The sequence below is a fragment of the Alkalibacterium psychrotolerans genome, from assembly GCF_054784355.1.
Genome location: NZ_BAAGPH010000124.1, coordinates 1 through 12,930, shown reverse-complemented (window position 1 = coordinate 12,930; position 12,930 = coordinate 1). Strand labels below are relative to the sequence as shown.

The following is a 12,930-nucleotide window of genomic DNA, read 5'->3' as shown; positions in this document are numbered from 1 at the left end:
TGTTTGTTTTAGTGAACTTCATTTTATCAGATTAAGGGGGGAAGAGGTGCCTTTTTGCACTTTTATTGACAGAGCAACGTTAGTTGCTTTAAAACATGTTAAAAATATAAAAAAATTGGTAACTACTAATGTTGAAACAGGAGGGCTTGTATGACGGATAAAATTAAAGGCGTGAATTTGGGTGCCTGGCTGGTTCTGGAAAAGTGGATGACTCCAAGACTTTTTGAAGGTACGCCATCTGAAGATGAATATTATTTGGCACAGGATGTGGAAAAAACTGTTTACGAAGCAAAAATTAAGACGCACCGGGATGAATTCATAACAGAAGGGGATTTCGTTAAAATTGCGGCAGCTGGTTTTAATATGGTTCGCATACCTGTCCCTTATTTTATCTTTGGGGACCGCCCGCCTTTTATCGGCTGCGTTGATGAACTGGACCGAGCCTTTAATTGGGCGGAAGCTAGTGGATTGAGAATACTGATTGACTTGCATACGTCGCCTTATAATCAGAACGCTTTTGACAACGGCGGAATTTCAGGTGTCTGCAAGTGGGCACAGCACCCAGAAGAAGTCGATTTTGTCTTATCCGTTCTGATGCGCTTAGCCGGGCGATACAAAGCGCGCAACGGCTTATGGGGAATTGAGATACTGAATGAACCGCTGACGCCGAAGATGTGGAACATTATAAAACCTCAAGAGCAGTTTCCCCCTCGCGATGAGGCAATGGCTGAGGGGAGTGCTCCAATTTCCTTTGATTTCCTTTATGATTTTTATAAAAAAGCTTATAATGAACTGCGAATGGTTCTGCCGAGTGACAAGGTCATTGTTTTTCATGATGGGTTTGATTTAAGTGCCTGGAAAGACTTTTTCCAAGAACAGAATTTTGACAACGTTATGCTGGATACACATCATTACCTTGTCTTTGATAAGGACCCAAGCACTGAAAATCTGAAAGGCTATACCGCTCATCTCAAGCAGCTGGGCGAACAAATCAATGAGGTGTCTCAGTATGTGCCGGTAGTGACGGGGGAGTGGTCACTGTTCAACCACTTTATCTCGAAACTTACTCCGAACCCGATTCATGCTAAGGATCCTTTGGAAAGAGCAGAGCAGGAAGCTGAAATAAAAGCATTTTACGAGTCACTCTGGGAAGCCTCTGTGTCCGCCTGGAACAAAGGCGAAGGCTATTTCTACTGGACATATAAACTGAACATCGATACAGTGAACGAGCCCGAAAAAGTTGGTATGGATTGCTGGGATTTGAGTCGAGCGTTGGCTAAAGGATGGGGACATATTTAGTAACTATTGATGGAAAAGGTCATCTTAAAGACGGTCTTTTTTAGTTGAAAGAATTTTGATAGGTCGATTCTGGAACTAAACAGATTGTTCCAATTGCTTTAAGTTAATGGAATGAAGTTGTCAAATTATGGACAAAATATAACAGTCGTTTTGACCAAAAAGTTATACACTTGTCCTGTTTTATGTATAATATAGTAGTAACCTCATAACTGCGTACTAATAAGTAGTTCTGAGTATCTGGCTATTCTACTAACTAGTAAAGATAAACGGCTATCAACAAAGGAGATTTCACTAAATGCCATTTGTTATATTATGGACTGTACTTAGCGCCTTAGTATTAATCTTTAATCACGGGGCCCATGGCAGTAGTAAAAAAAAAAGTAACCACTTATGCTAATACTAAAATAACTGTCGTAGACTTTTAGTGATTAACTATCAATCGGCATAAATTTATACAAGATGACCCTTGAAAATGTTGGGGTCATCTTCTTTATTTTTAAAGGAGAAATATAAATTTTTACGGAATGATTAAATTATGCCTATTTTGGAAAATCACTTTAACTCAACATTATTAAGGTTCAGTGATCTTTACGTGTTGGCAAAATCTATTACTATGAAACTCTTAACCTTAATCTTCAATATCAGTTTAGGCTATGAGTACTCTCAGATTATTGCAGAATAAGATGATTATGATATGAACGGACTTAATGGTATCTTACTTTCCATGTTTGCTTTCTTCATGACTATTCCGGAATTAATTTTAAAGGGGGTGCCGTTTCTTGTGTTACTGAGATAACAGATGAAACTAGTATCATGGAGAGCTGGCGCATAGATGGCGGAAGTAGCGACCGCTTAAGAATAATAATGTACCACTAAGAACACCATATAGACACACTATTCATTTTAAGAGTTAAATTAAGGTATTAAAATTTAAATTTGTTAGATTATTGACAGTTGACTTAATAAGTCATTATAATATTAGCAAGTGCACTCATACAATTAGAGGGGATTATAGTGCATTCAACTCGCTTGTTGAACACAGAATAAGGATAGTAGCCAAATAAGATAACTCGAATACTTCTGAAAAACATTACAATTAAAAGACTAATTTTCTTAATATATGTTCCATAATTAATTCTTTAATACAATAAACATAAAGGAGTAGAATATGATTAAGAGACTTGCTACTACTATAAAAGCCATTGATAAGACTATTAATTCACATTATCTGAAAAGCTTTAAGGAAGAGAATTCCTTAATTGTCATGATGTTTCATAGTTTAGTAAAAGATCAGTCTGAAATTAGTTTAAATCATATAGATAGCTCATTAGCTGTAACTACCGAAGAGTTTGAAGAATTTATTGTATATTTTTTAGATAAAGGATATAAGTTCGTTGCACCTAACGATATTATTGAAGGCTTAAATAAAAATCAGAAGCATATCTTAATCACTTTTGACGATGGGTATTATAATAATAGTAATGCTTTACCTTTATTAAAAAAATATGACATCCCAGCTGTTTTCTTTGCCACTGTAAAAAATATACAGCAAAATAGAAGCTACTGGTGGGATGTATTGTATAGAGAGAGTTTAAAAAGAAATGTATCAGCCGAACAAAATTTAGAACTTATAAAAAAATTAAAAGAAAAAACCACGATTGAAATAATTTCTTATTTAGAAGAAGTTTACGGAAAAGACAGTTTTATACCATTAAGTGATATAGATAGACCATTTACTCCAGATGAATTGCTTGATTTTTCGCAAAATAAACTAGTTTACATTGGTAACCATACTTTGAATCATGCTATATTGACGAATTATGACTTGAAAAGCGTCTCAGACCAGATTTCCATTGCACAAGAAGAAATTAAAAAATTTATTGGGCACTATCCTAATAGTATTGCCTATCCGAATGGGAATCACTCGACTGAAATACGTAATATATGTCGCAAGCTGAATATTGATATCGGTTTTACTACTAGGGCACACAGGAATCGTATCCCGGTAAAGAATATGCTTAGATTGGGAAGGTATTCTATATCTTCTGATAGTGATATAAGTCTTCAATGTGAAAGGATTCGTTTAGAGTCTACACCATATAGGAATTTTCTTAAGGTCTATAATCGTGTATGTAATTTTGGATAATTCAGTCTTGACAGAATATAATAATAGTATAAAAATAATAAGTTCCGTTGCCTGAAATCCAATAAAACTTTATAAATTATATTTCTATATAGTCCTGTGAAAAATGAGGTGTGAGTTTCTCTCCACTATATCAATTTTTATAGGACTTTTTCTTTTGCAATAGACCAAGAGTAGTATTCTCGATTGTCATTGAAAAGAATAGGGATACTTGCTTATTGTATTCAAAAGATGTATTAATTATTAAGATACATCAGAGATATCATAGTTAAATGCAAAAAGGTGAGAAGAGTGAAATTAAATTTTATTAGAGGAGATGTTTTGGTTGCACCTTAAGTAGATAAGGTGTATGATTTCATTAAGTTAGATAGTATCGTATATATTTTATTAGACAGGCATGATATTTCTAATAAATCTTTTCAAGTATCACCCTCTAATCATACCTCTCAAAAGCCTCTCTTTACACACAACGGCAAATACTTCTCGTACTCTTATAATCCTGAGTTTATTTTTTCTCTATAATCACTTTTTTATCATCATTATTCCTATCGAAAATTTAAAGGTAATACTTGACAGTTTATCTTTTTAATATTAGTCTATAAGCTATATATATTCTTATATTAACAAAAAGTGTGTTTTTTCCTTTTTACAATTCACCCCGAGTACTCCTCTAGATGTTATTATTGCTTCAACAGTTACTCTTAACCCCTCATCTTCACACTTACCAATCCGGTTCCACAACTATTATTTATCCAGCTCGTTTTAGTTTAGATCAGTTTTTTAATTTCATGAAAGACAAGATTTTATTTCTATCCTTAAGATCATTATTCTTTTATATAATACTATAACCCCTGTAGACTATATACTTATCCACATTTTTAACCTCAATTAAGGTTCTAAAACTATTCTTTTACCTTCCCATAATCAGAAACTCACCAATACTACATTTCTTACATTTTCTATACCATTCTCATAATACAATTATATGTTCTGCAATCTACTTTTTTATGCAGATTAAGTAACTTTTAGTGATTAAACTTATTTAAATATTGGAGGTGGTGTTTATATTTATCTGAAAATTTACAGGTGTTTACCAAGTCATAGTAAGTAAAGCATCATGATTTTTCTCTATATTTCAAGGTACTTAAATAAATATTTACAGGAGGAAAACAATGGGAGAAGAAATCAGTTTAATGGAATTGCTGGGTATTGTAAGAAAAAGACTAGGACTAGTTATCCTAGGTATATTGACGGGTATATTGATATTTTCTGTCTATACATTTTTCCTAGCTGTTCCGAAATATAGTTCTACTACTCAAATGCTGGTTAATAGAACGCAAGAGGCCAATATTATTCAACGGTCCGATATAGATACCAATGTTCAGCTGATAAATACCTACAAGGACATATTGAGAAGTCCTGCGATACTTGACGAAGTAAGAGAAGAACTGAACTTGGAGATGTCTCATCAGGAATTGTCTATGCTGCTGGATATAACTAATGAGCACGACTCACAGGTATTTTCCATTCAAATAATTGATGATAATCCTTTTGATGCAGCTATTATTGCTAATACAACAGCAACGGTATTTCAGGAAAATTTAGACAGCATCATGAATGTGGATAATGTGTCTGTTATTTCCCGTGCTGAAGCAAATCTCATACCAGTAAGTCCAAATCACATACTCAACATCGTTATTGGAATGATAGTTGGCGGAGCGTTAGCATCAGTTCTGGTATTTGTAGTTGAATTTAAGGATAACACTGTAAAAGAAGATAAATTTATAGTTGAGAGATTAGGGTGGGTCAATTTAGGAAGTATCTCTGAATTTCCTGCAGAAAGAACAAAATATAAGGAAAAAACTCCGCCTGATAGATTAACAGAAACGCCAAGCGCCCGATCAAGAGTATAGAAGAGGAGGATAATGATGTTATTTAAAGAGAAGACCAATCCAGTTAAAAACCAGACTTTAATAGTTGATAATAAAGCTGCATCCATAATTTCCGAACAGTTCCGTACAATACGTACAAACATTCATTTTTCTATGGTTGATAAAGAATTAAACAGTATTGTTGTAACCTCAGCTACTCCATCATCTGGAAAGTCTACCGTATCAGCTAATTTAGCTGTGATCTTTGCTTCTGAAGACAAGAGGGTATTATTAGTTGATGCTGATTTGCGAAAGCCTATTATTCACAAATTTTTCAATTTACGAAACACTGATGGTCTAACCTCGTTACTGACGAATCGTTCTGGGACACTTGAGAACGTGGTTTATCAGACCGAAATAGAGGGATTATATATTTTAACAAGTGGCGTCATACCACCTAATCCATCTGAGCTCCTTGATTCAAAAAGGATGGAAGAAATTATGAGTGAGATGGAAGATTACTATGATCTTATTATTTTCGATACACCACCTCTCCTAGCGGTTACTGACTCACAAGTATTAGCATCAAAAGCAGACGGTGTCCTATTTGTTATTCCGAAAGGACAAGTTAAAACAGGCGAAGTATTAAAAGCTAAGGAATTACTTGAAATGGTTAAAGCTAATATACTTGGCGCAATTTTTAATCGTGTCGAAACATCCAATGACGAATATTACCAATACTATCGGAGCCAGGATTAAATAGGTACGGTAGTTAAGGTCTGCGATATCTGCATGCATATTTTGTGTACTACTAAAACAAAATGTCTTGAGTAGAGTGGAGGTGGGTACTTTGGATTATCTTAAAATTAAAAAGAGAGATGTTGTTCCCAATATATTACTGGCTGCGTTACTTATGGTTTATATACTGACATTTTTTAATAATTCCCTAACGTTGTCATTAAGTGTCTATATGACATTCTTCATCAATTTTATAATTGTGGTATTTGGGATACTAAAAAGTGAACTGCCACTATCACTGAATAAAATTAACTGGTATTTCTTCCTGATTTTTCTCATCATCATACCTTTCTACCAGTTATCATCAGGCTATGCCCCTAGAAATATGTACTTGACTGAATATGAGATTGTTTTTACAAACATTCTGATCACATTATGGTGTATTGGTTATTATATAAGCTATAACTTTAAAAGCAGTGATATAAAATTAAGAACCCGAAAGAATTCAAGTATTCCAAAAAGAAAATCTTTCTATTATTTACTGCTGATTTCTTCAGTTATATGTCTGACATATGCTATAGCTACCTTTGGATTCGAAAACTTATTCATTAGAGACGCCGCAGAATCTGATGAAGGGACATTTGCAATTTTAATATTCTTCCTCTTACGTGCTCCACCAGCTTTTAGTTTGTCGATTTTCTTATGGAGTATAAAGAAGAAAGCGTGGGTATTTCATAAGCAGCAAATGTATCTGATGACTTTAGTTCTTACAGTTATTACCTTCATTTTAAACTATCCAGTAAGTCTATCTCGCTTTCTGATTGGGGCTGTTTATCTAGGTTTAATTGTTAGTGGATTTAATATAAATTTATTCAAGGGGAAAAGATTTGATATTTTGTTGATCCTGTCTATAGTAGTTATTTTTCCAATTATGTATGCGTTTAAAATGTATACACTTGAGCAAATATTATCTCCGGGATACACGATGGAGATTAACAACTATAACTCTGTGGATTTTGATGCTTACCAGATGATTGGGCGAACTATCAGATTTGTACAAAGGTATGGGTATCAATTTGGAGGCCAGTTAAGAAGTGTCCTTTTATTCTTTGTCCCAAGAGACTTTATGAATATAAAAGGAGATCCTTCGGGAGAACTAGTAGCTACCATTCAGAATGTATCATTTACTAATTTGTCCTCACCAATTGTTGCCGAAGGCTTCATTGATTTTGGTGTATTCGGTGTCTTTCTATACGCATTTACATTCGGCAAAATAGCTAAGTTTTTTGATTATAAAACCTATGCGTTGATGAATGATTCCAAGAATATATATTTTGTGGAAATAATCTTTTCCTTTCTTATTGGTTTTTTTGTATACATTTACAGAGGAGCTTTACAACCGACTTTCTTAAGATTAATGGGTTTCTATTTGTTTCTGATGGTTATCTATATGGCTAGCAGATTTAGATTTTCAAATATTGATAAGTCGATTAGTGATGAGTAGAACTCAAACATCCATTAAAGTTAGAAGGGAATAAAAGAAAATATTAATGTTGGGATAATACGTTAATAGGATTTGCGTATAAAAAAATCTTGAGCTAAGAATCCAACATAACAGATTATGATTTTCACGAATTAGAAGTAACTTTATAAATAATAAAAGCTAAAAAAATTTAGGAGGTGAGCAGAATGAATGAGAATAAAACTAACGCTCCTTTGAGAATCTGTCATATACTAGGAAAAATGAACGGTGGGGGCGTAGAGTCGATGGTAATGAATTACTATCGTCATATCGATAAAAATAAGATACAGTTTGATTTTGTTGTAGATGAAGATTCTTCTGTGATTCCTTTTGAAGAAATAACTTCATTAGGAGGGAGAGTATATATGATTTCTCCTTACCAAAAGTTGTATAAATACAATCAGGAATTGAATACGCTATTAAGAAAAAACCAGTATAATATCATTCATTCTCATATTAACTCTTTGAGTGTCTTTCCTCTAAGTACAGCAAAAAGGGCAGGAGTGCCCATAAGAATTGCTCATAGTCACAGTACGGCGGCTCCTGGAGAGATAGTAAAAAACTTATTCAAATACACTCTCCGACCTATGTCAAAAGTCTATCCCACTCATTATTGTTCCTGTTCAAAAACTGCTGGTGAATGGTTATTTGGCAAAAGAATAATTAATAATGGTCATTTAAATATAGTTACCAATGGAATCGATCTAGATAAGTTTAGATTCAATTTAAAAGAGAGAGAAAGTATAAGAGATGAATTAAATATAACTGATAAGTATGTTATTGGACATACAGGGCGACTTAGCTTTCAAAAAAACCAGGAATTCCTGATAACTCTTCTATCAGAAATTATCACCAAAATTCCTAATGCTGTTTTGCTATTATTAGGGGATGGAAAGGATTACAAGAAGCTGATTAAACAGGCAAATGAGCTGGGATTAACAAAAAAAATTTTATTTTTAGGGAATAAACCGGATGTACATCGCTATTATAGTACCATGGATATTTTCGCATTTCCCTCTAGATATGAAGGACTGGGAATTTCTGCTGTCGAGGCACAAGTTTCAGGGATGCCAGTCTTACTATCTAATAAGGTACCGAAAGAAGCTGGATATACAGACAACTGTCACTTTCTATCAATTAACGATGGAGTGAAACCCTGGATCGATGCAGTTTTACAATTGAATAAGGAGCATTCTAGATCTTATAATGTTCATAGTCAAAAATATGAAATTAAAGAAAATGTAGAAAAGTTAGAAGCGTATTACTTCAATATCATAAAAGAAAGGGTGTGATACTATATGAAAAAAATAGGGGTATTTGTAGACAGATGGATGTCAGGTGGAATAGAATCATATCTTGTTTCAAATTTTGAGCAAATGAACCTTTCAGACATCAAAATAGATATTATTACTACAAGAAAACTCAGCAACTTATATGACGAAAGACTACAATCAGTAAATATCAGTATCAAAGAACTGCTTCCTAATAAAAAAGACTCAGAACTTACTAGAACTTTATTGAGTCAGAAAGCATTCAAAGACCTTATGCTTGATGAACGCTACGATGTATTACACCTTAATATTTATAATGGGGTTTCTCTAGTTTATTCTAAAATCGCTAAAGAATGTGGGGTGAAAAGAATTATAGCTCATTCCCATAACTCCTCTTTGGGTCAGGTCAGATTGAGAACTGTTAAAGTTTTAGCTCATAATATTGGAAAAAAAAAGTATGAAAAATACATTACAGATTATTGGGCATGTTCTGATCTAGCAGGGAATTGGTTATTTACAAAAAAACACCAGGATAAAATTACATTTATGAATAATGGAATCGACACCGCTAAGTTCCGTTATAGTAAAAATAAGAGGATACTGTTTAGAGAAAAGCATAAACTTTCAGATGAAGATTTTGTACTTGGTAATATAGGAAGATTAAATAATCAGAAGAATCAATTGTTCTTACTGGATATTGCGCTTGAATTACGCAAAAAAGGAGTTTCATTCACTTTGTTGGTTGCGGGTGAAGGAGAACTTAAAGAGAGAATTCAAGATAAAATTTATGAGTATAATCTGATCAATGAAGTCAAATTGATTGGCACTATTGAAGATACATCCGTATTTTACTCAGGAATCGATATGTTTTTGCTGCCTTCGTTATTCGAAGGTAATCCTATAGTTGGATTTGAAGCACAGTGCTCAGGAGTTAAATGCATATTATCTGACCGGATTACAAAACAGGCGAAAGTAATCGAAAAAACGGAATTTCACTCTCTTAGTAATCTCACCGACTGGGTAAAAACTATAGAGCAATTTCAAGAAAGAGGTTCCAACAGAATATCGAGTTATAACAGAGTTAAAGAAAATCAATACGATATTGAAGACACATCGCAGATTTTAAAAGTAAATTTATTGAAATAACACCCAATAGAAGTGTCTTCATTAATTCCTCAAATTAATCCTTCAAAGTTACTATTCATCATTTTCCTTATCCTCACTTACTTTACATCCATAATCAAACTATTCCTCTAAATATAACTTCTTTTTACTACTAATCCTCTTAACTTTTATAACTCCCCTGAAATACTTACATTTATTTCTCAAATACTTTAAGAAGTTAATTAACTATCAGCTCTGTAGTTCAATATACTAAGTAAATAATATTATCAAATATGTACCTGCTTATATTGTGGTTTTTTAACACTTGGAAATATTTAGGAGGTTTGAACGATGTCTATGAATAGGTCTAACGAATCATCCCAACTATCCATCTACAATAAAAAATATACAGCGTTATTTCCTATAGTTAAACGTATATTTGACGTTTTACTATCTTTAGTTTCAATAATTCTATTATTACCTTTATTGTTGTTAATATCATTTTGTATTAAAATTTCGGACTTCAGAGCACCTGTATTTTTTGTCCAAGAAAGAATCGGCTTAAATGAAACACCGTTTAAAATGTTCAAGTTTCGTTCAATGTGCACTGATGCTGAAAAGAAACTTAATGGTTTATTGGACAAAAACGAAGCAGAAGGGGCATTATTTAAAATGAAAGAAGATCCCAGAATTACTACTATTGGTAAGTTCTTAAGAGCATATAGTTTGGACGAACTTCCTCAGTTGTTTAATGTTTTAAAAGGAGACATGAGTTTAATAGGACCTCGACCTTGCCTTATGAGAGAGTTTCAATTGTATTCAGATTATCACAAAAATAGATTAGTCGTTAAACCCGGAATTACTGGTTTATGGCAAGTCAGTGGTCGAAGTGGTTTAACATTTGATCAGATGGTCGAACTGGATATCTATTATATAAATAATCAATCCTTTAAAAATGACATGAAAATATTTTTCAAAACATTTTTTGTAGTTTTTAAGAAAGAAAATGCATACTAGCCTGAAAGAATTAAGTTAATAATCAAATTCTCTTAATTATCTAGATACGTAAAAGCAGAGGAGAATATATATGCCAGCTATCAGTATTATAATGCCAGTATACAATAGTAGTAAGTATTTAAATAAGGCTATTAATAGTGTTTTATATCAAACATTTGAAGACTACGAGCTGATTATAATTGACGACGGCTCTAAAGACAATTCATTATCAATTATAGAAGATTATGCTTTAGCAGACTCTAGGATAAAAGTTATGACCCAGCCAAATAAAGGTCCTTCAAGTGCCCGAAATAAAGGATTAGAAGCTGCGAGTGGACAATATGTATATTTTATTGATAGTGATGATGAAGTGAGTGATAGTTTATTAGCAAAATCTATAGAGAAGATTAATGAAAATTTTCCTGATGTATTAATGTTCGGTATGTGCATAGAAGAGGTTGGACGAAATGAAGAAATAAAAAGTAAAATTATAACGAAAGCTTCTAAAGGGATGTATACAAGTGAGAACTTTAGTAATTTAACTGTGGACAACGATTTCCATGATTTGCTTGGATTTACAACTAATAAATTATACAAAAGAGACGTATTGACACATTACAATATTAAGTTTGATGAGGAAATTCATTACCTTGAAGATATGTTCTTCAATAAAAAAGTCTTTAAATGTGTAAATAATTTCGAAATAATCGATGACTGCCTATATTATTATAAACGCAGAAAAAGAACCAGCGGTGCCAATACGTTTCAGAACAAATTTTTCGACTTGCAGATGGAAGCTGTTAGAGCGAGAAAAGAATTACTTGAAGACTGGGAATTTGAAAGGATAAAAATCGAAACGGAAGTTGCAAATTTGCATATGCTAGCGATAAAGGCAACTTGTTCAGTTCTTTTTAAGCAAACAAATAATCTAACATTTAAAGAAAAGTGTATGTATATTGATCAAGTTCTTCAGAATCCTCTTACAGCAAACAGAATGAAACATTATTCTGCATCTACTACAGGTGATAAAATGCTTAAATTTATAGTCAATCAGAAACAAGTATATACTTTAGCCATTTTGAGTGCAGTTTTCTCAGTCCCCTACAAATACCTTTATTAACTATTAAGAAAATATCTGGGTATAAATTCTAAATAAACTCAAAATTAACACGGTACTATCCTAATAAATATAATCCTCAAATTAATGCCTCCTAATACTGCTTTTTTAACCTCCTCGTAAAAATAATAAAGACTCCTCACAAAATCACTCTATCAGTAACTAGTTTGATCTTTAAAACTATAAAATGGTCCTAGAATTTCTTGTGTACCTTCCTAACCTTTACTACGGTCGAGGGTACTTTAGTAAAATCAGTAGCTCATATTATGAGCTAGAATTGACTATCATGAGGGTTATTTCTAGAAGCTTATCTTAGTTGATTTCAAACTTAGAATTAGTATTTCTAGAATAGTTAATCCCCTTAGAAGAATGGGAGGAAGCGACAATAAAAAATAGACGACAGCGACGTGTTTTCTCTAAGGAATTCAAAAAGAAAGTAGTAGCCCTGTACACATCAGGAAAAGCGAGAAAAGATATTATTGCTGAATACGATTTGACTCCTTCTGCATTTGATAAATGGGTAAAAGAGTACAGGGAATCCGATATAACAACAGAGAATAACACATTAACCTCTAAAGAAGTTGAAATCATGGAATTACGTAAGGAAATTGAACGACTTAAGGCTGAAAATGAAAGTTTAAAAGAAGTAGTTATGATTTTTGCACGTCATTCATGATGACAGTTTATAAAAATGGCTCAATAAGAGTTTAATTAGATCAAAAATGTTTATAAAGATAGCATTTTAAGCATTATGGTGGTAAGTCAAGAGAATAGATTATAAATAGACAACCTAATTTCATAAAAAAGGGTTCACTGAACTAAACCGTCACGTATTCGAAAATACGTTCGGTTTATGTCTTCGGATAGTC

10 protein-coding genes are annotated in these 12,930 nt (G+C 32.8%); all 10 read left to right on the top strand.

Annotation, left to right across the window (positions count from 1 at the left end; genetic code table 11):
- Positions 1–150 precede the first annotated feature (150 nt).
- The 10 genes from ACYVLS_RS10050 (at position 151) to ACYVLS_RS10005 (ending at position 12,737) form a co-directional block, all read left to right on the top strand.
- The gene (locus ACYVLS_RS10050; protein ID WP_460324132.1) at positions 151–1,299 is read left to right on the top strand and encodes a glycoside hydrolase family 5 protein; all 1,149 of its coding nucleotides are present in this window, start codon (positions 151–153) and stop codon (positions 1,297–1,299) included.
- A gap of 1,168 nt (positions 1,300–2,467) precedes the next feature.
- A complete protein-coding gene (locus ACYVLS_RS10045) occupies positions 2,468–3,445 on the top strand; it encodes a polysaccharide deacetylase family protein (RefSeq protein ID WP_460324130.1) in 978 nt (325 codons plus the stop codon).
- Positions 3,446–4,614: 1,169 nt separating this feature from the next.
- A complete protein-coding gene (locus ACYVLS_RS10040; protein WP_460324128.1) occupies positions 4,615–5,355 on the top strand; it encodes a YveK family protein in 741 nt (246 codons plus the stop codon).
- A gap of 15 nt (positions 5,356–5,370) precedes the next feature.
- On the top strand, positions 5,371–6,072 hold the full coding sequence (locus ACYVLS_RS10035) for a CpsD/CapB family tyrosine-protein kinase (protein WP_460324126.1): 702 nt from the start codon (positions 5,371–5,373) through the stop codon (positions 6,070–6,072).
- Positions 6,073–6,163: 91 nt separating this feature from the next.
- Positions 6,164–7,555 (top strand): O-antigen polymerase, encoded by a 1,392-nt coding sequence (locus ACYVLS_RS10030; protein ID WP_460324124.1) that lies wholly within the window; start codon positions 6,164–6,166, stop codon positions 7,553–7,555.
- Positions 7,556–7,740: 185 nt separating this feature from the next.
- A complete protein-coding gene (locus tag ACYVLS_RS10025) occupies positions 7,741–8,865 on the top strand; it encodes a glycosyltransferase family 1 protein (RefSeq protein ID WP_460324122.1) in 1,125 nt (374 codons plus the stop codon).
- Positions 8,866–8,871: 6 nt separating this feature from the next.
- Positions 8,872–9,990, top strand: a complete 1,119-nt coding sequence (locus tag ACYVLS_RS10020) for a glycosyltransferase (protein ID WP_460324120.1) — start codon at positions 8,872–8,874, stop codon at positions 9,988–9,990.
- A gap of 309 nt (positions 9,991–10,299) precedes the next feature.
- Positions 10,300–10,965: a sugar transferase gene (locus ACYVLS_RS10015; RefSeq protein ID WP_460324118.1), complete on the top strand. Its 666-nt coding sequence runs from the start codon at positions 10,300–10,302 to the stop codon at positions 10,963–10,965.
- Between the two features lie 70 nt (positions 10,966–11,035).
- Positions 11,036–12,064 (top strand): glycosyltransferase family 2 protein, encoded by a 1,029-nt coding sequence (locus ACYVLS_RS10010; RefSeq protein WP_460324116.1) that lies wholly within the window; start codon positions 11,036–11,038, stop codon positions 12,062–12,064.
- Between the two features lie 352 nt (positions 12,065–12,416).
- Positions 12,417–12,737 (top strand): transposase, encoded by a 321-nt coding sequence (locus ACYVLS_RS10005; protein WP_460324134.1) that lies wholly within the window; start codon positions 12,417–12,419, stop codon positions 12,735–12,737.
- Positions 12,738–12,930 lie beyond the last annotated feature (193 nt).

Bases quoted from the DNA above. Each gene is read 5' to 3' on its own strand.
- ACYVLS_RS10050 (WP_460324132.1), top strand. From the start codon at position 151: ATGACGGATAAAATTAAAGGCGTGAATTTGGGTGCCTGGCTGGTTCTG.
- ACYVLS_RS10045 (WP_460324130.1), top strand. From the start codon at position 2,468: ATGATTAAGAGACTTGCTACTACTATAAAAGCCATTGATAAGACTATT.
- ACYVLS_RS10040 (WP_460324128.1), top strand. From the start codon at position 4,615: ATGGGAGAAGAAATCAGTTTAATGGAATTGCTGGGTATTGTAAGAAAA.
- ACYVLS_RS10035 (WP_460324126.1), top strand. From the start codon at position 5,371: ATGTTATTTAAAGAGAAGACCAATCCAGTTAAAAACCAGACTTTAATA.
- ACYVLS_RS10025 (WP_460324122.1), top strand. From the start codon at position 7,741: ATGAATGAGAATAAAACTAACGCTCCTTTGAGAATCTGTCATATACTA.
- ACYVLS_RS10020 (WP_460324120.1), top strand. From the start codon at position 8,872: ATGAAAAAAATAGGGGTATTTGTAGACAGATGGATGTCAGGTGGAATA.
- ACYVLS_RS10015 (WP_460324118.1), top strand. From the start codon at position 10,300: ATGTCTATGAATAGGTCTAACGAATCATCCCAACTATCCATCTACAAT.
- ACYVLS_RS10010 (WP_460324116.1), top strand. From the start codon at position 11,036: ATGCCAGCTATCAGTATTATAATGCCAGTATACAATAGTAGTAAGTAT.